The following is a 19,409-nucleotide window of genomic DNA, read 5'->3' as shown; positions in this document are numbered from 1 at the left end:
TTTTATCCTTTAAAATTTATTTTTTCAAATGCTTGTTTTAAGTCAGCAATCAAATCCTTACTATCTTCAAGACCTATATGAAATCTCACAAAAGGTCCTCTAGTACTCCAATCTGTTGCTGTTCTTGGCGGAGTAGTAACAGTAGCTAAACTCTCATATCCACCCCAGCTTGCACCGATTGAAAAGTATTCTAAATTATCTACAAATTTAATGGCTTGTTCTTTTGAAATACCATCTGCAAATTCAATCGTTACCATACCATTAGCACCTTTATGATCACGCATAAAAACTTCGTGGTTTGGATGAGTTTTTAATTTTGGATAAAAGATTGTTTTAACTTCTTTTCTACTTTGTAAAAACTCTACTACCTCATCTGCACTTTTTTCATGTGCTTTCATTCTTACATCTAAAGTTCTCATACCACGAAGCACCAAATAAGCATCATCAGGACTTGTGGTAAACCCTAAAGCTTCTGGTAATTTGTCAAAATTTTTCCATTCTTTTTCATTAATTACTACTATACCCATAGTAACATCTGAATGCCCACTTAAGTACTTAGTTGCGGCAATCACTGAAATATCTACTCCAAGCTCAAGCGGATTTAAAAAATACCCACTTGAATAGGTATTATCAATCGCTACTGGTATGTTATGTTTGTGTGCAATTTCACAAAGTTTTGGCAAGTCTATGATTTCATAAAGTATAGAACCTGGGCTTTCACAAAGGATTAATTTTGTGTTTGGTTTGATCTTTTCTTCTACATCAGAGGCATCAGCTTTTAAAAAGTCAATTTCTACACCCATTTTAGTTAAAAATAAATCACAAATTGTTCTAACAGGTCCATAAATAGCATCAGTGATTAAAAAATGAGCATCTTTACTAGCATAATTTAAAAGCACCATAGCTAATGCTGCAAGTCCTGTTGGGAAAAGTTGCGCTCTATAACCACCTTCAAGCTCACAAATTAGTTTTTCAAGTTCAAAATTTGTTGCTGTTCCTCTAGCACCATAACTTAAAACACGATCTGTTTTTCTTAGCTCGCGGTATTTTTGCCAAGTTGCGTGATCTTTAAAAAGTATGGTTGATGCACGCATTAGGGTTGGATTAACTGATCTTACTTCGGCGTTTTGATCGCCTCTTCCTAGGTGGATTAATTTAGTTTTGTTATTCATTTTAAGTCCTTTTTTACAAATAAACATAAGTCATAATCACATTAACAATAGCAGCTACAAGCATAGGAATAGCTGTTCTTTTTACAACTTGTAATGGATTTACTTTAGCCATAGCTGAAATCGCCAAAATAGCAGGTGCAATAGGTGAAACACATCTGCCAAAACCTGTCATGATTTGAATAGGTGCTATCATAGCTATGGTTTCAACGCCAAAAGATTTTGCTATATTTGGGATAAGTGGCGCAAAAGAGAAAAATGCTGCATTTCCTGAACCCATTAAAAATGCACATACAGCAAGCAAAATAGAAACTGCTATGATGATAGCAAGCACTCCAAAACCTGCATCTTTTGCAAAACCTATTAAAGTATCCACAAAGCCAACTGATAAAAGTCCGCTTGCGAAAACTTGACCACAAACGATCAAAGAGACTGTGATTACAAACAAATGTCCCATACCTTTGAAAAATACCATGATAGAATTTAAAGTATCAATCAAACTTTTATAACGAATGATTTCAAAAATAATTGCTATAAAGGTTGAAATCATCATAGCAACCGGCACATTCATTTTAATAGCAGTAGATGAAGCTGCTTTAACTTCTTCCATAGTAGTAAATCCCATTAATACCATAATGCTATCTAAAACACTACTAAAGCCCAAAATTAACACTAAAGGTATAATAGGTAAAATCGCATAAATTCTAGGTGGCTTTTTAAGCTCTTCACTTTTGCCATCATGTTCTGCTAATTCTTTTTCAACATCATCACGGTTAAATGTGAAATTTTCTTTTTTATCAAAATATTTTGAGCAAAAATAAATCGCAATACCTACTGCTATGATAATAGGCACAGTTGTAGGAAGCTGATAATGCACAAAATATACCGCAGGATCAATTTCAGCTGTTTTTGCGGCTAAAATTACATTGCCACTGCCTGGACCATGGTCAATGTATTGACAAATAGCGATAATTGAAAGTGCAGAAAGTTTAGAAACACCTGATCGCACCAAAATAGGATACATTGTAACCATAAGCAAAAGTGCTAAACCTGCATGTGAAGGAATAAAAAGCACTAAAAACTGGATTACAAAATATGAAACTAGCAATAAAATATAAGGTGATTTTACTGCCTTTAAAGGTCTTTCAAATACTTTAAATAAAGCATAGCTTGCACCCACATGATCCATATAAGCAGAAAATCCTGCTATACACATCAAAGTAAGTCCAAGACCTGCTAGAGTACTTGACATTTTAGTATTTACTACTTGGAAAATATCAAAAAGACCTAAATGTAAAGATTGCTTTTCACTAATAATAGGAGAAAGTCCAAAAATTCCTGCTAAAGCTAACAAGAATAAACCACTTAAAAGCAACGCCATATGGGCGTTGATTTTTTTATAGAGCATAAATACAAGTAAAAATACAGAACATCCTGCAAAAAATAAACCCAACATGCTCTATCCTTTATGAGCAATAACCTCTATCTCCACTTTTGCTCCCTTAGGAAGATCTTTTACCGCAAAAGCACTTCTTGCAGGATATGGAGCTGCGAAAAATTCAGAATAAACCTCATTGAAAGCCATAAAATCATCAATATTTGCTAAAAAGCAAGTCGTTTTAACTACATTGTTAAAATAAAGATTATTTTCTTCCAATATAGCCTTAATATTTAATAATGATTGTCTTGTTTGCTCTTTCACATCTTCACTTTCTATATTTCCGCTTTCTGGATTAATAGGAAGTTGTCCTGAAATAAACAACAAACCATTAGCTTCTCTATAAGCTGAATATGGTCCTATAGCCTTTGGATAATTTGCCATGTATACTCCTTGTGTTTAAATGAAATCATAATATAATATTATCATCATAATAATAAATTGTCAATATTTTTTTATCATAATAATAATTTTTTTTATTGTTGTAAATATTAACAACTTTGATGAAAATATTTTGTAAAATAACAAAAAACAACAAAAAGGTCTAGATCATGGATGAGCAACAAAAAGAATTATTTATCAAACTTACTCAGTTTTTAGGACAGGTACTTGGAGATCAATACGAAATCGTTTTTCATGTGATTTCAGATGAGGGTTCATATATAGCAGCCATTGCAAATAACCACATTAGCGGAAGAACCATTAATTCTCCACTAACTTCTTTTGCAAGTGAGCTTGTACAAGAAAAAGAGTATTTAAATAAAGACTTTTTATGTGATTATAAGGCAAAGGTTGGAAAGTCTAAGATTGTTACTGGATCAACTTTTTTTATAAAAAATCAAAATAAAATTGTCGGAATTTTATGTATAAATCACGATACCACAGAGCTTAGAAATGCTATTAGTAAAATCATAGAACTTGAAAAAATCAATGATTTTAGTGATTTATTAGATATTCATAATCAAAACAATGTAAATTTACACAATGTGAGTAATATAGAAACACTTAGTCATTCTATAGAAGATATTTTAGCCGAAAACATAGACTTAAAATATTTAAATTCAGGATACAGCTTAAGCACTGAGCAAAAAGATGAAATTATTAAAAAACTTCATTCGAAAGGAATTTTTAACATCAAAGGAAGCATACCTATAGTTGCTAAGTCGCTTAACATATCAGAACCTAGCGTCTATAGGTATTTACAAAAACTTAAAAATAGCCTTTAATAACTAAAAAACTATTTGTGATATAAAATAAGCACTTACAACAGCGCCGATAATTAGAGCAAAACCCGGTCTTAAGTAAGAGTGATTGATCACAAATTTACCTATTTTTGTTGTGCCTGTTCTATCAAAAGCCACACATGCTATTTGATTGGCTCCTGGGACTATAAAATCTCCACTCACACAAGGATAAAGCACGATAAGAATTTGAGGAGGAATTCCCAAACTCACGCCCAAAGGCATCAAAGCTGCTACTGTTGCAGCTGGAGAAAAAATCACCATAGAAAAGGCAAATAAAGCTACACCAAATAAATACGGATAATCCTCTACAATATGCGATAAAGAATCGCTAAATAAAGGCTTATAAGCTTCAAAAAATGTTCCTGTCATCCAAGCTATACCAAAAACCCCTACAACGCCTATAAGTCCTGATTTAAATACAGAAGCTTCACCAAGTTTATTAGCAGGAACTTTAGCAAAAAGCATAATCAAACAAGCTGTTGCAAGCATAATCATTTGGATTAAATTTGGAGTAGAAAGTCTTTCTATTTTACCATTTGCAAGCTCATAATGAGGCAATAAATTTGTAAAAGTCCCAAAGAAAATAATGGTTAAAATCCCCAAAGCAAATATCAATAAAGCTCTTTTAACTTTAGGATCTGTTTCTTGTTTATCTTCTTGTTTATCTTGAGTTAAAAACTGATATTCCCCTGCTCTTACTCTTCTTTGAAATTCCTCATCTTGCTCAAGCTCTTTTCCTCTTTTAAAAACACTCAAACAAGCACATATAACACCAATTAAAAATGCTGGCATTACCACGGCTAATATTTGAACAAGCCCTACACCACTAACAGCTAAAATAGCCACCATACCTGCAGTGGCTGCACTCATAGGAGAAGCCACCACTGCAATACCTGCTGCTATAACTGAAACCGAAAGTGGTCTTTCAGGGCGAATTTTAGCTTGAGCAGCTACTTCAGCAATCACTGGATAAACAGAAAAAGCTACATAAGTAGTACCACAAAATATTGTAAAAGTGGATGTGATTAATGGACCCATAAAAACAATAGCTTGAGGTTTTTTCTTTAATGCTTTTTCAGCTATTTTTACTAGTAAATCAAGCCCACCTGCACTTTGTAAAACACTCACGCAAGTAATCACAGCAAGTATAATAAACACAACACTTACAGGAAGTGAAGCTGGTTGCATACCAAAGACTAAAACCAAAATACACATACCAAGCCCACCTGCAACCCCAAGTCCTATACCACCATATCTACCACCTATGGCTATCATAGAAAAAATAATAAAAAGTTGAAGTATAAAAATAATATCCATCTAATCTTCGCCCTTATTGTTTATTTTTTACATTTATCTAACAATTCTTTTGCATATTCAATTTGCTCTAATACTACTTTTGTTCCTGTACCACCATAAGAAAGTCTTGCGTCTATACAAGTTTCTAAAGCAATCGCTTCATAAATATCTTCTTGGATATTTTCATTAAATTGATGGAATTCTTCCATGCTAAGCTCTTCAAGCATTTTTCCGTGTTTAATACAATAATTCACAGCCCCGCCAACTATACTATGAGCTTCTCTAAATGGTATATTTTTTCTTACTAAATAATCAGCCATATCCGTAGCATTTGAAAAACCTTTTGCAGCAGCTGCTCTTGTATTATTAGCATTTACTTGCATTTTTTCTATCATAGGAGTTATGATTTTTAAACTTGCCATTAAAGTATCCATAGAATCATAAACTTGAGCCTTATCTTCACTCATATCAGTATTATAAGCTAATGGAATACCTTTCATAATAGTTAGCATTGCCATAACATTACCATACATTCTACCTGTCTTACCACGCATTTTTTCAGCTACATCAGGATTTTTCTTTTGAGGCATTATGCTTGAGCCGGTACAAAAATCATCACTTAATTCTATAAATTTAAAATCTTGACTTGAAAAAAGTATAAGCTCTTCACAAAAACGACTAAGGTGCATAAAGCACATTGCAGCAATAGCAGTAAATTCAACCATATGATCTCTATCGCTAACACTATCAATGCTATTTTCTGTTGGTTTGGTAAAACCTAGTTCTTTGGCACAAAAATGTCTGTCTATATTAAATGTAGTTCCACCAAGTGCAGCTGCTCCCAAAGGACACTCATTCATTCTTTTATATAAATCTTCAAAACGAGAATAATCCCTACTTAACATCCAAAAATATGCCATGATCCAATGTGAAAAAAGCACCGGTTGACCGGTTTGTAAATGTGTATAACCTGGCATAATAGCTTTGATATTTTTTTGAGCTTGATTGATGATTTCTTCTTGCAAAGTAGTAATTTGAGTTAATACTTCTTTAATAACAGCTCTCATGTGAATTTTTGAATCAAGTGTAGTTTGGTCATTTCTACTTCTTGCAGTATGAAGTTTTCCACCTACTGGACCTACAATTTGTGTCATTCTTTTTTCCACAGCCATATGAATATCCTCATCAGCTATATTAAACACAAAGGTTCCATTTTGAATTTCTTCTCTAACTTGTTCTAAGCCCTTGATGATAGTCTTTGCTTCATCTTCTTTTATAATGCCTTGTTTTGCAAGCATAGTGCAGTGAATTATACTTCCTTGTATATCAAAAGGAGCAAGTCTTGGCTCAACTGGCAGTGAAGCTGTGTATTCTTCAACTAATTTGTTTGTAGGCAAATCAAAACGCCCACCCCATAATTTTTCTGTTTTGTTAGACATTTGTTATCCTTTCATTAAAAAAGTTCGGGAGTAATTTTATTTAGTTTTGTTTTAATATAGCTTAAATTTTTTATTTTTTATAATAAAAAATTATAAAAAATATAGATTTTATCAAGAGAATTATTTTCTTTTGATAATTTTTAAATGATTATGATAAGTTTAAATGTATTATAAATTTTAACTATTTTTTAAAAATTTTTAATATAGCAAAAGCTATTTTTTTAAGAAAACTTTTTTTAGAATGCTTTGTTAAAAACTCTACTATATCTCTATGTCCAAACATTAGTGCAAAAGTAAAAGGTGTCATACCAAGACCATTATTTTCATCAATATTTGCCCCATGTTCTACCAAAAGCTTACACATAGGCAAATATCCTTTAAAACACACCCCTGCTAATGGAGTTTGTCCTCTATCATTTTTCTCATCTACCCTAGCATTATTTTCTAGTAAAAACTTAGCGCATTCATAAGCATTATGATAACTTGCAAGCATTAAGAGACTATCACCTTTGTGATTTTTTAAATTCACACTCAAACCTGCTTCTATCATAATCTTTAAATTTTGTAAATCATTTTTTCTTGCGTAATCAAAAGCCATAGTGCAAAGTTCTTGAATTCTTTTTTCTTCTTCGTTGCTAAACATATTTTTCCTTTTATAATCTTTAGTTTGCCACTTTTAAAGTGGCAAGTAAAAATTACATTTTCAAAGCTTTTTTAACGCCATTTGCATATTCACTTGAAATTTTTTCAAAATGACTTAATGCTCTTTGTATGATTTTTTCTTCAACCCCATTCATAGAAGCAGCGATATTTTTAAATAATTGCTCTTTTTGATCTTGATTCATTATATTAAATAAAGCTCTTGGTTGGGTATAAAAATCATCATCAAGTGGAGCATATCTTTGCGCACTACCTTCAAGTGCTAAGTCAGGCTCAAGATAGCTTTTATCTTCTTTTGGGCTATCATCATAACTATTTGGCTCATAGTAAGCAAGGCCATTTTTATAAGTGTCAAAATTCATAGCTCCTGCTACATTATAAGTATTTACTTCACTTTTTGCACGATTAACTGGTAATAAATGATAATTTGTCCCTATGCGGTATCTATGTGCATCAGGATAAGAAAAAATTCTAGCTTGCAACATTTTATCAGGACTAAAACCAATACCAGGAACGATATTGCTTGGGCTAAATGCAGCTTGTTCTACTTCATTAAAGTAATTTTGCACATTTTTATTAAGTACTAATTCACCTACTTCAATTAAAGGCACAATACTATGTGGCCAAACTTTAGTTAAATCAAAAGGATTAAAACCTAGTTTTTCTGCTTCATCTTCTTTTAAAACTTGAATTTGGAAAGTCCATTTTGGAAAATCTCCTTTTTCAATAGCCTCATATAAATCTCTTTGATGACTTTCTCTATCATTTGCTATTAAATTTGCCGCTTCCTCGTTGGTTAAATTTTTAATGCCTTGCTTGGTTTTAAAATGAAATTTCACCCAAAATCTTTCATTTTTATCATTAATCAAACTATAAGTGTGACTTCCAAAACCATGCATATGACGATAACTTGCAGGAATTCCTCTATCACTCATTAAAATAGTAACTTGGTGCAAGCTTTCAGGACAAAGGCTCCAAAAATCCCACGCAGCATTATTACTTCTTAGATGAGTTCTTGGATCTCTTTTTTGAGTATGGATAAAATCAGGAAATTTATATGCATCTCTTATAAAAAATGTCGGAGTATTATTACCTACTAAATCCCAATTTCCTTCTTTAGTATAAAATTTAATTGCAAAACCTCTTACATCTCTTTCAGCATCAGCAGCACCTGCTTCACCTGCAACGGTTGAAAATCTTATAAATAAAGGTGTGTTTTCTCCAAGCTGTAAAACTTTTGCTTTGGTGTATTGAGAAATATCTTTTGTGATTTTAAGTTCTCCATAAGCACCACTTCCTTTTGCATGAACAGTTCTTTCTGGAATTCTTTCTCTATTTTGATGAGCAAGTTTTTCAAGCAAAATATAATCTTGCATTAAAAGTGGACCTTTAGCACCCGCGCTTAACGAATTTTGATTATCGGCTATGATATTTCCAAAATCATTTGTTAGTTTTTTCATTGTGTCTCCTTTTTAAATAATAATTTTTATTATCTGATAAATTATATCCCTATATTATTAAAATAAAATTAAACGATAAAAATTATCATTATTTAAAAAATGATTATAAAATTCTTATTTTTAAAAAAATAATCTTTTTTTAAGCATAATTATTTTTATTTTGTATTAAAATTGTTAAAAAATAAGAATAAGCATTCTTATTTTAAATATTTTTACTACAAAATTAATAAAAAAAGGAGAGCTTATGGATAAGGAAACAAGAACTTATTATATTAAATTAGTTAAATTTCTTGCAGAAGCCTTGGGCAGAAATTATGAAATAGTCTTGCACGATGTAAGTGAAGATGGAGCTAATATAGCAGAAATTGCTAATAACCATATTAGCAAAAGAACTATAAATTCACCCCTTACTGGTTTTGCTATTGAAATGATTAAAAATAAAATCTATTTAGAGCGTGATTATATAACACATTATAAAACCTCAGCTAAAAGCTCACAAGTAATGTCAGGCTCTACTTTTTTTATCAAAAAAGATGAAAAACTTGAGGGTTTGCTTTGTATTAATCATGATACTTCAGCGTTTAAAAAAATCTCTGATGAAATTTTAAATCTTGGAAATATTTATGATAATTCTTATGAAAGTCCTGAGCAAGAAAACAAAGAATATATAAAACTTGATTTAGAAGAAATTGTTGAAGATATTACGGGTATGGATATTGAAAGTTTTAAAAGTAAAAGCTTAAAACCAAAAGAAAAGCAAAAAATGATAGCTAGTTTATACGAAAAAGGCGTGTTTAATGTAAAGGGTGTTATTCCTAAGGTTGCTGAGCTTTTGAGCATTTCAGAACCTAGTGTTTATAGACATTTACAAAAGATTAAATAATCATAATTTAAAAAAATTATAATTTTTGATACAATAACACTTTAAATTTTATAAAAGGAAAAATATGGCTGATGATATGATGGATGAACAAGGCGAATCAAAGAAAAAAGGTGGCAATACTTTAGTAATTATTATCGTTGTATTTTTATTTGTATTTTTGCTTGTAATTGTAGGAGCGATTGCTTATTTAATGTTTAGCGGTGGTTCTGAAGAAAATCCTGCTCCGCAAGCTGAAGAAAGCGCACAAGTTGCACAAGCTCCTAAAAAAACAAATGCAGTAGCAGCTAGAGGGAGTGATTATGCAAATATCGGCGTGATGTATCCTTTAGCACCTTTTACACTAAATTTATTAAGTGATGGTGGATCAAGATATGTAAAATGCACCATTCAACTTGAACAAAATGTTGAAACTCTAACTCCTGAGCTTGATAAAAAAGTTGCTATTATTAGAGATATTATCATTAGAACTTTAACTTCAAAAACCTTTGAAGAAGTAAGCACCACAAAGGGTAAAGAAAGATTAAAAGATGAATTAACCGGTAAAATCAATGAGGTTTTAACCGATGGTTTTATCAAAAATATTTATTTTACTGACTTTGTAGTATCTTAATGATAGGCTGTGACATAGTCGTATGCTCTCGCATAGAAAAAATTTATGAAAGACATAAAACGCTTTTCTTGGATAAATTTTTATCCAAGCAAGAGCAAAGTTATATAAAAAATACCAACACTCTAGCAGGATTTTGGGCTATTAAAGAAGCTGCTTCTAAGGCTTTAGGGGTTGGAATTTCTAAAGAATGTTCTTTTTTTGACATCATCATCTCTAAGGATGATAAAAATGCTCCACATATTAGTTTTTCCCAAAAAGTCATACAAGAATTTAATATAAAATCAGCAAGTGTAAGCGTAGCACATGATGGGGGTTTTGCTATAGCAGTAGTGGCTATAGAAGCTAAGCAAGGTTAAAACCTTGCTTACATATAAAGCCCACCGTTGACTTTTAAAATTTCCCCTGTGATATAAGAAGAATGATCGCTTAATAAAAACGCCACAGCTTGAGCTACCTCGCTTGCATCTGCAAAACGCTTTAAAGGGATATTATTAATATAATTTTGTTTTATTTCATCACTTAAAACTTCAGTCATATCACTTTTTATAAAACCTGGGGTAATGCAGTTATATCTTATATTTCTTGCAGCACCTTCTTTAGCAAAAGATTTTGTTAATGCTATCATACCGCCTTTACTAGCACTATAATTAGTTTGGCCTACATTTCCCATTTCTCCAACTATAGAAGCGATATTTACAACCGCACCAAAACGTTTTTTACTCATAGTTTTTAATGCCTCTCTACAACCTAAAAAGCTTGAATTTAAATTAGCATTAATCACTGAAGAAAAATCATCCATGCTCATTCTAAGCGCTAATTTATCATTAGTAATACCCGCATTATTAACTAAATAACTAAGCTCACCATCACTTTCTACTATAGTTGCAATAGCGCTTGTAAATTCTTCTTCAACGCTTGCATCAAATTTAATCACAGCTGCAGTGCCACCACTTTTTTCTATCTCTTCTTTTAGCGCATCAGCAAGCTCAGGCTTGCTTCTATAATTAATCCAAACTTTTAAACCATAACTTGCTAATTCTTTGGCTATTGCTGCACCTATACCTTTACTTGCACCTGTTATTAAAACATTTTTTCCACTAAATTTCATTGTTCTCCTTTAAATTAAAATAAAGCCTCATCCATTTCTTTTGGAATAGGCAAGTTTAAAATTTTAAGCACGCTTGGTGCTATATTACTAAGCCCCATGCCTTCTTTAAGCTTTTCTACTCCTTTGGCTTCTACAAAAGCAAAAACATCAAAGGTTGTGTGGTTAGTAAGCATATTTTCATTTTCATCCCTCATCGCTTCACAATTTCCATGATCTGAAGTAATAATAAAAGCATAATCATACTCTCTTGCTTTAGCAATAACCCTACCTAAACACTCATCCACACATTCAACCGCACTAATTGCAGCATTAAAATCACCCGTATGTCCTACCATATCACCATTTGCAAAATTTACTACGATAAAATCCATACCATTTTCTATACCCTTAAGCACCTCATCTGCGACTTCTTTAGCACTCATTTGAGGTTTTTCATCATATGTTTTTACCTTAGGACTTGGAATTAAAACTCTTGTTTCATTACACTCTAATTCTTCTTTTCCTCCATTAAAGAAAAAGGTTACATGGGCGTATTTTTCTGTCTCAGCTGTGTGAAGTTGGCTTAAATTTGCATTAGCTATCACAGAAGCTAAGGTATTATTTAATTCTTCTTTTTCAAACATCACAGGCAGTTTAAAACTCTCATCATACAAACTCATAGTAATGGCATTTTTTACAAGTACTTCTTTTGGAAATTCATTAAAGCTTTCTTGAGTTAAAGAAGCAACTAATTGACGCATTCTATCATTTCTAAAATTGATAAAAATCACACCATCTTCAGCCTTAATTCCATCAAAGTGTTGACTAACAACTGGGCTTAAAAACTCATCTGTGATATTTTCATCATAGCTTTTTTGTATAAATTGCACAAAATCATCACACTTTGGCGCCTTAGCAAATAAAGCATCATAATAAGACTTAACCCTATCATAGCGCTTATCTCTATCCATAGCATAAAATCTTCCCGATAAAGAAGCAAAATTAACCCCTTCTTTTTCGCAAAATTCCTGTAAAGATTTTATAAATTCTAAACCTGAATTTGGAGGACAATCCCTGCCATCGCTAATTGCATGTGCAAAAACTTCTTTATTTTCTTGCTTACAAATTTTTAAAAGTGCATTAAAATGTGTATGCATAGAATGCACCCCGCCATCACTATAAAGCCCTATAATATGTACTCTTTTGCATTTTTGTAATAAATCTTTTAAAGCCTTATTGTCTTTTAAAGTGTCATTTTCTATGGCTTTATTTATCTTGACTAAATTTTGATAGATTATGCGCCCACTACCTATACACATATGCCCTACTTCGCTATTGCCCATTTGACCTTCAGGCAAACCAACTGCCAAACCGCTTGTTTTTATTAAAACATTAGGAGTATTTTTAAAAAGCTTATCATAAGTTGGCTTTTTAGCATGAAAAAAAGCATTATAGTTTGAATTTGTATTATGTCCTATACCATCTGTAATTATCAAAATACATTTTTGACTCATTTTTTACTCTTTTTTATAATTTATTTATGTGATTTTACTAAAATTATGCTTTTAAAAAACAAATATAAGGTTAAAATTTTGCTTTATCTTACAGAATATACAAATTATATGTTTTTTTCTTATATTAGCGTGCGTGCTGGTTTTGCATTTTTTATCGCTTTGTTTTTGAGTTTGTATTTAATGCCAAAATTTATCAAATGGGCTCAAAATAAAAAAGCAAATCAACCTATTTATGAATACGCTCCACAATCACACCAAGCTAAATCTCATACCCCTACTATGGGTGGGCTTGTTTTTATCTTTGCTACTATCATAGCAAGTGTTTTAAGCGCTGATTTAAATAATAGTTTTGTAATCGTTGGATTATTGTGTTTAGTACTATTTTGCACTATAGGCTTAGTAGATGATTTGGGGAAAATTTTAAAAAAAGACAATCACGCAGGATTAAGTCCAAAAATGAAACTTCTAGGGCAATTTAGTGCTGCTTTTATCTGTGTTGGATTGTTATATTTATTTGATATAAATACTGAATTTTATTTACCTTTTTACAAGCATGCTGTTTTTGATGGTGGTATGTTTATGTTGTTTTTATGGATTTTAGTTATTGTATCAAGCTCTAATGCTGTAAATTTAACCGATGGGCTTGATGGTCTTGCAACTGTGCCTTCTATATTTTCTCTTTTAAGCCTTGGTGCTTTTTTGTATTTAAGTGGAAATGCTATTTATAGTTCTTATTTATTTTTACCTAAAATTCAAGGTTTAGGAGAACTTGTGGTGCTAAGCTCAGCTTTGGTTGGCGCGCTTATGGGTTTTTTGTGGTATAACTGCTATCCTGCACAAGTTTTTATGGGAGATAGTGGGAGTTTAAGTATAGGGGCATTTTTAGGCTATCTTGGTATAGTAAGTAAAAATGAAATTTTACTTTTGCTTATAGGTTTTGTATTTGTTTTAGAAACTATTTCAGTGATTTTACAAGTAGGAAGTTTTAAAATCTTTAATAAAAGAGTATTTAAAATGGCACCTATTCATCATCATTTTGAAAAAATAGGTTGGGTGGAAAATAAAATCATCGTGCGTTTTTGGATGATAGCCTTACTTGCAAATATTATTGCATTAATTAGTATAAAGTTAAGATAATGAAAATTTCACTTTTTGGATACGGAAAAACAACCAAAGCTTTTGCACAGCGTTTTGGAAATTGCGATATTTATGATGATCATTTTACAAATATAAGTAAGGATGAATTTAACAATACACTTTTACCGCCTTGTGAATTTGATCCTTTAAAAAGCGACTTAGAAATTCCAAGTCCTGGTTTTCCAAGTGATCATCTTCTCATACAGCAAGCAAGAAATTTAAGCAGCGAGTATGATTTTTTCTATGATGGTATGCCAAAAAGTGTTTGGATAAGCGGAACAAATGGCAAAACCACCACCACTCAAATGACACATCATCTTTTAAAACACATCAATGCACAAATGGGAGCAAACATAGGAACTCCTTTAGCACAAATGGATGCTAATGCTAAATTATGGATTTTAGAAAGCTCATCTTTTTCACTTTTTTACACCAAAATAGCTAAACCTGAAATTTATGCGCTTTTACCTATCACACCTGATCATCTTTCTTGGCATAAAAGCTTTGAAAATTATGAGCAAGCAAAGCTTAGCGTGCTTGAAAGAATGAATGAAAATGATGTGGTAATTTTACCTAAAAAATATGAGGCTTATCCAACTCATGCTTATGTTATAAGCTATGAAGATGAGCAAGATTTAGCTAAAAAAATGCAAATTGACTTAGAAAAAATTCATTTTAAAACCCCATTTTTACTTGATGCACTTATTGCCTTAAGTATAGAAAAAATCATACTAGATCGTTGCTCTTACAAGCTTTTAAATGAGTTTAAAATAGAAAAAAATAAACTTGAAGAAATATTTGATCATAAAAATAGACTTTGGGTAAATGATACTAAAGCAACTAATTTGGATGCTAGTTTAGCTGCTCTTAAACGCTATAAGGATAAAAAAATTCATCTTATCATAGGCGGGGATGATAAGGGAGTGGATTTAAGTGCTTTATTTACTTTTATGAAAGAGCTTGATATAGAGCTTTATGCCATAGGAAAAAGCACTAATAAAATGCTTGAATATGCTAAAAATGCTAATTTAAAAGCACATTTTTGTGAGTTTTTACCTAAAGCAGTAGAAAAAATCAATCAAAACTTAACTAATGATGAAGTAGCCCTGCTAAGCCCTGCTTGTGCGAGCTTAGATCAGTTTAAATCTTATGAAGAAAGAGGGGAGCTTTTTAAAAAATGTATTCAAGAATTAAGCTAAATCTTTTTGAACGCAAAGTTTTAAAAACTCACATAAATTTATAAATTTCTTGCTTGGTTCTTTATTTTTATGATAAATCAAGCAAAGCTCTCTTGAAATTTTAAAATTTTTTAATCTCACTTCAAATAAGCTTTTAGTTTCAAGTTCTTCTTTAACGCTAAATTTGGGTAAAACTGCTAAAAATTTACCTTTTTTAACCAACTCTTTTATCATAGCAGTTGAGTTTAGCTCATAAGCTAAATTAAGCTTTATATCTTTAGGCAAAGCATTTAAAAACACTTCTTTTGCACCTGAACCTTGCTCACGACTTAACCATTTAAAATCCTTTAACTCATCTATGAAAAATTCTTTTTTGAAGTCATTTTTACTCACCACAATAAGCTCATCATCACAAATTTTAATCTTTTTTATATCCTTATCTTTGCAAATTCCTTCAATCAAACCTATATCTATTTCTTTATCTAAAATATCTTTGATAATATTTTGACTATTATCCAAAGACAAATTTAACTTGATATTTTCTGCCTTTTGATCTAAAAAAGATCCTAGTAAATAAGTGCCTACATTTTGACTAACTTTCATACTTATTTCATAGCTTTGATCATCTTGCATTGCTTTTTCTATGCGCTCAAATTCTAAAATCAAAGGAGTGATTTGTTTTAAAAAAACCTTTCCTTTTTCATTTAAGCTTAAAAATTTAGCATTTCTATCAAAAAGCTTGGTGTTTAAACTTTTTTCAAGTTCAAATATAGCTAAAGACAAAGCAGATTGAGTTATACTTAATTCTTTAGCACAAGCTCTTAAATTTAAATTTCTACACAAAGCTTGAAAATATTTTATTTGTTTAAAAGTCATAAGTACTCTTTTGATAAATATTTTTAATCATTATATCAAATAAAATTAATTTTACTTATCATAAAAAAATCATTAATATTACAAAAAAACAAAAAAAGGAAAAATTCATGCATAAAAATATATATAAAAATAGAAAATTTGAAGCTTTTTTACTGCTTTTTACTCTTGCTTTTTGTGCTTTTGCTATCTCTGAGCTTAATTTTTTTAAAAATCTTGGAATTTCAGCTTTAATCATAGCCGTGATTTTGGGAGCTTTAATAGGAAATTTAGCACATCAAAATACAAATTTACTTAAAAAATCAGGAGTTTTAAGCATAGCAACAAAAGAAATTTTAAGACTTGGAATTATACTTTATGGCTTTAGAATTACTTTTAATGATTTAGAAAAAGTTGGATTAAATGGGATTTTACTAGCATTTTTAGTGGTATTTTCTACCTTTTTTATAGGGCTTTTGCTAGGAAAATTATTTAAACTTGATCTTAAAGAAAGCATACTTATAAGTAGTGGCTCAAGCATTTGTGGAGCAGCTGCTGTGATGGCAAGTGAAAGCGTTGTTAAAGGTGGCTCTGCTAAAGTTGGCGTAGCAGTTTGTACTGTGGTGGTTTTTGGAACTTTAGGGATGTTTTTATATCCTTTTGCTTGGAATTTAGGTTGGTTTGATTTTTTGAGCTTAAAGCAAATGGGGTATTTCATGGGAGCAAGCTTACATGAAGTTGCACATGCTGTTGCAGCAGGTGAAGCTGTGCAAGCAGGAGATGGTGCTGTCATAGAAAAAATGATACGTGTTTTAATGCTAGTGCCTTTTTTAATTTTCTTAAGTCTTTTTTCATTGAAATTTCTAAGCAAAAATAATGAAAAAATCTCCATTAAAGCAAATATTCCTTATTTTGCCTTATGGTTTTTATTTGCATGTGGTATTAGCTCACTTGAAATATTAAATACCGATTTTGCACTTAATTATATAAAACCAAGCATACAAACCATAGATACACTTTTACTTTCTATGGCTATGGTAGCTTTGGGAGTGAATATCCATAAAAATGTTTTAAAAAATGCAGGTTTTAAACCATTTTTGATGGCATTTTTGCTTTTTATATGGTTAATCTTTATATCAATTAGCTTAATTTTCCTATTAAATTTATAATATGTTTCATTATGAAACATAAAATTGTATTTTATATTTTTTTATTAATTTAATATTTATTTTTTACTACTTTATATTTAAATAGTATTATAATTGAGATGAAATAAATACAAAAAAAAGGAGCTAACATGTTTACGCCTAAAACAAAATGTGAATTAGTTGCTCTTGTTAGAGAAGAGCTTATTACCTTAGATGAAATCGATGTAAGCTTAATCACGGATATGTCTTATTTATTCTACTATTCTACTAGGACTAATTTTAATGGTATAGAAAAATGGGATGTATCAAATGTTAAAGATATGTCTTATATGTTTTATTGCTGCAAAAGCTTTAATCATGATATTTCTAAATGGAATGTTAGAAATGTTGAAAACATGGAAGGAATGTTTTTTGATTGTGAATCTTTTGATCAAGACTTATCTTCTTGGAATATGTCAAATGTTAAAGATACCAAGTATATGTTTTGTAATTGTCTTAAATTTAATCATAAAGTAGAAAATTGGGATGTGCATAATGCCATTACAATGGCACATATGTTTGAAAACTGCAAACAATTTGATCAAGATTTATCAAGATGGGATGTACACAATGCTAAAACAATGGCATTTTTATTGCACAATTGTACTAATTTTCACTATGATGTTAAAAAATTAGATATTGATAAAAACTGCAATGTTCAAAAAATACTAGGACATGAAGAAATACAAAATAAATATGCTATAAAACATTAATCGCAAGGTAAGCTATTGCTTACCTGCTTGGTTAATCCAAAGCCCCATAGCAATCACAACAATAACCTGCCCTAAAAATCCTTGAAATACACTAAATAATCTTAACAAAGAACTAACAGGTGTTACATCGCCAAAACCTATTGTTAGCATAGTAACTCCACTAAAATAATAACAATCAACCAAACCTTTTATTCTATTTTGAATTTGAGGTTTTAAGTCATCATCTAAAGACCAAAAATTATGAATTCCTCTTATAGGGGTTTGAAACTGTACCTCTATAACTTTTTCTTGCAAATCCACAATATCTAAATTTTCATTTTTTTGAGTAGTAATTAACATTCTATTATAATTATCTACATCACAAGAAAAATAATACAAATTCCCATACGCAAACCATATCAAAACATAAGCATATAAAATAATAAAAAATTTTTCTTTAATATTAATCTTACTACTAAAAGCAGCCCAAATACTAATAAGCAAAAACATCATCAATGCTATAGCCACCATAATAGGAATAATATTTAAAATTAAAAATAAAATTTCAGAAGTAATTTTACCTGTTGCATAAATAGCAAGCTCATCAAATAAAAAACTACAAAACAAAGGTACTATAGCAAGCAAAGTCCAAACAAAAAGAAATCGTTTGGTACTTTTATGATAAATGCTAATATAGTGATTTAAAAGCCTATGATGTAGCATTAGCGAATTAACAATAAAGGTTTTTTAGCCTTAGTTAAAATATCATTTGTCAAACTACCAAATAAAATACTTTTTAACCAGTGATGTGAATAAGCCCCCATGATCAATAAATCTATATCATTTTGCTCGCCAAAATCAAATAAAGCTTGAGCAATCTCTCCGTTTAAATGCTGAGTTTGTACATTTAAATTTGCTTCTTTAAAAATTTGACTTACTTGAGCTAATAACTCACAAGAAGATTTTTCATCTTTAGATACATTTACCACATAACGCTTTGCTTCTTTAAAAATAGGTCTTTTAATGGCTTGTTCTATGGCCTTTTTAGCTAAATTACTCCCATCATAAGCCATCATCACACTTTTAATCTCTTTAAAAGCAGAATTTACAAGCAAAATAGGCACATTTAAAGCTCTTACTAATTCTTCTGTATGAATGCCTATTTTGTTTTTCTTACCTCCGCCTTTTAAACCTGCTATGGCTAATCTTATTTGATCATTGTATTCTTTTAAAACTTCTTCCAAATCTCCATCTCTTTGCACACTAAAGCATTCTTTTACGCCTTGTTCTTTTGCATAAGCACAAAATTCTTCTAAAATTCTTTGCCCTTTTTTGCAAAGATTTTCATTTTTTTGACTTTGCTCTTCTACTAAATCTTCAATCACACATCCACTAGCGCCTATGCCAAAACTACAAGCTAATTCAGCATTAGTAAAATTTGGTTCTATTGTGTATAAAAACATTAAAGGTAAATCTAGCTTTTTAGCTAAATACACCCCATAATGCAAACTTTCCCTACAAGGCTCTAAAACATCTACACAAACTAGAATTTTTTCCATTTAA

The 19,409-nt window shown here is 30.7% G+C and carries 20 protein-coding genes; 8 read left to right on the top strand and 12 right to left on the bottom strand.

Annotation, left to right across the window (positions count from 1 at the left end; translation table 11 throughout):
- Window positions 1-2: 2 nt before the first annotated feature.
- From metC to L8W55_RS03970, 3 genes are read right to left on the bottom strand one after another with little or no spacing between them, the layout of a single operon-like run.
- Complete coding sequence (gene metC / locus L8W55_RS03980) at window positions 3-1,172, bottom strand: cystathionine beta-lyase (RefSeq protein WP_263677432.1); 1,170 nt, start codon at window positions 1,170-1,172, stop codon at window positions 3-5.
- 13 nt (window positions 1,173-1,185) lie between these two features.
- Window positions 1,186-2,625 (bottom strand): C4-dicarboxylate transporter DcuC, encoded by a 1,440-nt coding sequence (gene dcuC / locus L8W55_RS03975; RefSeq protein ID WP_263677431.1) that lies wholly within the window; start codon window positions 2,623-2,625, stop codon window positions 1,186-1,188.
- A gap of 3 nt (window positions 2,626-2,628) precedes the next feature.
- A complete protein-coding gene (locus L8W55_RS03970; protein WP_240379422.1) occupies window positions 2,629-2,991 on the bottom strand; it encodes a Rid family detoxifying hydrolase in 363 nt (120 codons plus the stop codon).
- Window positions 2,992-3,158: 167 nt separating this feature from the next.
- Here L8W55_RS03970 and L8W55_RS03965 point away from each other — a divergent pair, with 167 nt between their 5' ends.
- The gene (locus tag L8W55_RS03965) at window positions 3,159-3,833 is read left to right on the top strand and encodes a transcriptional regulator (protein ID WP_087700703.1); all 675 of its coding nucleotides are present in this window, start codon (window positions 3,159-3,161) and stop codon (window positions 3,831-3,833) included.
- 3 nt (window positions 3,834-3,836) lie between these two features.
- On the opposite strand, the gene L8W55_RS03960 is transcribed toward L8W55_RS03965, so the two are convergent.
- The 4 genes from L8W55_RS03960 to L8W55_RS03945 all read right to left on the bottom strand — a co-directional run bounded on the left by L8W55_RS03960 (window position 3,837) and on the right by L8W55_RS03945 (window position 8,706).
- Entirely contained in the window at window positions 3,837-5,168 is a 1,332-nt protein-coding gene (locus L8W55_RS03960) for an anaerobic C4-dicarboxylate transporter family protein (protein ID WP_263677428.1), read from the bottom strand.
- 20 nt (window positions 5,169-5,188) lie between these two features.
- Window positions 5,189-6,586, bottom strand: coding sequence for an argininosuccinate lyase (gene argH / locus L8W55_RS03955; protein WP_263677427.1), 1,398 nt, complete (start codon window positions 6,584-6,586; stop codon window positions 5,189-5,191).
- A gap of 181 nt (window positions 6,587-6,767) precedes the next feature.
- Window positions 6,768-7,229, bottom strand: a complete 462-nt coding sequence (locus L8W55_RS03950; protein WP_263677426.1) for an ankyrin repeat domain-containing protein — start codon at window positions 7,227-7,229, stop codon at window positions 6,768-6,770.
- Window positions 7,230-7,281: 52 nt separating this feature from the next.
- On the bottom strand, window positions 7,282-8,706 hold the full coding sequence (locus L8W55_RS03945) for a catalase (RefSeq protein WP_263677424.1): 1,425 nt from the start codon (window positions 8,704-8,706) through the stop codon (window positions 7,282-7,284).
- Between the two features lie 244 nt (window positions 8,707-8,950).
- Between L8W55_RS03945 and L8W55_RS03940 the strand changes: the two genes are divergently transcribed.
- The 3 genes from L8W55_RS03940 to acpS all read left to right on the top strand — a co-directional run bounded on the left by L8W55_RS03940 (window position 8,951) and on the right by acpS (window position 10,555).
- Window positions 8,951-9,589, top strand: coding sequence for a transcriptional regulator (locus L8W55_RS03940; protein ID WP_214125995.1), 639 nt, complete (start codon window positions 8,951-8,953; stop codon window positions 9,587-9,589).
- 64 nt (window positions 9,590-9,653) lie between these two features.
- On the top strand, window positions 9,654-10,199 hold the full coding sequence (fliL, locus tag L8W55_RS03935; protein ID WP_404842191.1) for a flagellar basal body-associated protein FliL: 546 nt from the start codon (window positions 9,654-9,656) through the stop codon (window positions 10,197-10,199).
- The gene (acpS, locus tag L8W55_RS03930; protein WP_263677423.1) at window positions 10,199-10,555 is read left to right on the top strand and encodes a holo-ACP synthase; all 357 of its coding nucleotides are present in this window, start codon (window positions 10,199-10,201) and stop codon (window positions 10,553-10,555) included. The genes fliL and acpS overlap by 1 nt, the downstream gene beginning before the upstream one ends.
- 8 nt (window positions 10,556-10,563) lie before the next feature.
- On the opposite strand, the gene fabG is transcribed toward acpS, so the two are convergent.
- Together fabG and gpmI are read right to left on the bottom strand one after the other, a co-directional pair.
- Window positions 10,564-11,307 carry a 3-oxoacyl-ACP reductase FabG gene (fabG, locus tag L8W55_RS03925; RefSeq protein ID WP_263677422.1) on the bottom strand — a complete coding sequence of 248 codons (744 nt, stop codon included), beginning with the start codon at window positions 11,305-11,307 and terminating at the stop codon, window positions 10,564-10,566.
- Window positions 11,308-11,321: 14 nt separating this feature from the next.
- Complete coding sequence (gene gpmI / locus L8W55_RS03920; RefSeq protein ID WP_263677421.1) at window positions 11,322-12,800, bottom strand: 2,3-bisphosphoglycerate-independent phosphoglycerate mutase; 1,479 nt, start codon at window positions 12,798-12,800, stop codon at window positions 11,322-11,324.
- Window positions 12,801-12,878: 78 nt separating this feature from the next.
- Between gpmI and mraY the strand changes: the two genes are divergently transcribed.
- Both mraY and murD read left to right on the top strand, forming a co-directional pair.
- Complete coding sequence (gene mraY / locus L8W55_RS03915; protein WP_263677420.1) at window positions 12,879-13,937, top strand: phospho-N-acetylmuramoyl-pentapeptide-transferase; 1,059 nt, start codon at window positions 12,879-12,881, stop codon at window positions 13,935-13,937.
- The gene (murD, locus tag L8W55_RS03910) at window positions 13,937-15,136 is read left to right on the top strand and encodes a UDP-N-acetylmuramoyl-L-alanine--D-glutamate ligase (protein WP_263677419.1); all 1,200 of its coding nucleotides are present in this window, start codon (window positions 13,937-13,939) and stop codon (window positions 15,134-15,136) included. Before mraY ends, murD begins: the two co-directional genes overlap by 1 nt.
- Here murD and L8W55_RS03905 read toward each other — a convergent pair.
- On the bottom strand, window positions 15,128-15,991 hold the full coding sequence (locus tag L8W55_RS03905) for a LysR family transcriptional regulator (protein WP_263677418.1): 864 nt from the start codon (window positions 15,989-15,991) through the stop codon (window positions 15,128-15,130). The genes murD and L8W55_RS03905 overlap by 9 nt on opposite strands.
- A gap of 107 nt (window positions 15,992-16,098) precedes the next feature.
- Between L8W55_RS03905 and L8W55_RS03900 the strand changes: the two genes are divergently transcribed.
- Window positions 16,099-17,136 (top strand): YeiH family protein, encoded by a 1,038-nt coding sequence (locus L8W55_RS03900; RefSeq protein WP_263677417.1) that lies wholly within the window; start codon window positions 16,099-16,101, stop codon window positions 17,134-17,136.
- Window positions 17,137-17,264: 128 nt separating this feature from the next.
- Window positions 17,265-17,867: a BspA family leucine-rich repeat surface protein gene (locus L8W55_RS03895; RefSeq protein ID WP_263677416.1), complete on the top strand. Its 603-nt coding sequence runs from the start codon at window positions 17,265-17,267 to the stop codon at window positions 17,865-17,867.
- Window positions 17,868-17,879: 12 nt separating this feature from the next.
- Here L8W55_RS03895 and L8W55_RS03890 read toward each other — a convergent pair whose 3' ends face one another.
- Window positions 17,880-18,569: a potassium channel family protein gene (locus L8W55_RS03890; RefSeq protein ID WP_263677414.1), complete on the bottom strand. Its 690-nt coding sequence runs from the start codon at window positions 18,567-18,569 to the stop codon at window positions 17,880-17,882.
- A complete protein-coding gene (locus L8W55_RS03885) occupies window positions 18,569-19,405 on the bottom strand; it encodes a universal stress protein (protein WP_263677413.1) in 837 nt (278 codons plus the stop codon). The genes L8W55_RS03890 and L8W55_RS03885 overlap by 1 nt, the downstream gene beginning before the upstream one ends.
- Between the last annotated feature and the right edge of the window lie 4 nt (window positions 19,406-19,409).

It is taken from the genome of Campylobacter sp. FU_520, from assembly GCF_025772385.1.
Classification (GTDB): domain Bacteria; phylum Campylobacterota; class Campylobacteria; order Campylobacterales; family Campylobacteraceae; genus Campylobacter_D; species Campylobacter_D lari_C.
Note: the sequence above shows the minus strand (reverse complement) of the source record. Positions and strands in the feature narration are given on the sequence as shown.

Bases quoted from the DNA above. Each gene is read 5' to 3' on its own strand.
- gpmI (WP_263677421.1), bottom strand. From the start codon at position 12,800: ATGAGTCAAAAATGTATTTTGATAATTACAGATGGTATAGGACATAAT.
- L8W55_RS03890 (WP_263677414.1), bottom strand. From the start codon at position 18,569: ATGCTACATCATAGGCTTTTAAATCACTATATTAGCATTTATCATAAA.
- L8W55_RS03945 (WP_263677424.1), bottom strand. From the start codon at position 8,706: ATGAAAAAACTAACAAATGATTTTGGAAATATCATAGCCGATAATCAA.
- argH (WP_263677427.1), bottom strand. From the start codon at position 6,586: ATGTCTAACAAAACAGAAAAATTATGGGGTGGGCGTTTTGATTTGCCT.
- L8W55_RS03900 (WP_263677417.1), top strand. From the start codon at position 16,099: ATGCATAAAAATATATATAAAAATAGAAAATTTGAAGCTTTTTTACTG.
- fabG (WP_263677422.1), bottom strand. From the start codon at position 11,307: ATGAAATTTAGTGGAAAAAATGTTTTAATAACAGGTGCAAGTAAAGGT.
- L8W55_RS03970 (WP_240379422.1), bottom strand. From the start codon at position 2,991: ATGGCAAATTATCCAAAGGCTATAGGACCATATTCAGCTTATAGAGAA.
- L8W55_RS03940 (WP_214125995.1), top strand. From the start codon at position 8,951: ATGGATAAGGAAACAAGAACTTATTATATTAAATTAGTTAAATTTCTT.
- murD (WP_263677419.1), top strand. From the start codon at position 13,937: ATGAAAATTTCACTTTTTGGATACGGAAAAACAACCAAAGCTTTTGCA.
- L8W55_RS03905 (WP_263677418.1), bottom strand. From the start codon at position 15,991: ATGACTTTTAAACAAATAAAATATTTTCAAGCTTTGTGTAGAAATTTA.
- L8W55_RS03965 (WP_087700703.1), top strand. From the start codon at position 3,159: ATGGATGAGCAACAAAAAGAATTATTTATCAAACTTACTCAGTTTTTA.
- L8W55_RS03885 (WP_263677413.1), bottom strand. From the start codon at position 19,405: ATGGAAAAAATTCTAGTTTGTGTAGATGTTTTAGAGCCTTGTAGGGAA.
- metC (WP_263677432.1), bottom strand. From the start codon at position 1,172: ATGAATAACAAAACTAAATTAATCCACCTAGGAAGAGGCGATCAAAAC.
- L8W55_RS03960 (WP_263677428.1), bottom strand. From the start codon at position 5,168: ATGGATATTATTTTTATACTTCAACTTTTTATTATTTTTTCTATGATA.
- L8W55_RS03895 (WP_263677416.1), top strand. From the start codon at position 17,265: ATGTTTACGCCTAAAACAAAATGTGAATTAGTTGCTCTTGTTAGAGAA.
- L8W55_RS03950 (WP_263677426.1), bottom strand. From the start codon at position 7,229: ATGTTTAGCAACGAAGAAGAAAAAAGAATTCAAGAACTTTGCACTATG.
- dcuC (WP_263677431.1), bottom strand. From the start codon at position 2,625: ATGTTGGGTTTATTTTTTGCAGGATGTTCTGTATTTTTACTTGTATTT.
- fliL (WP_404842191.1), top strand. From the start codon at position 9,654: ATGGCTGATGATATGATGGATGAACAAGGCGAATCAAAGAAAAAAGGT.
- acpS (WP_263677423.1), top strand. From the start codon at position 10,199: ATGATAGGCTGTGACATAGTCGTATGCTCTCGCATAGAAAAAATTTAT.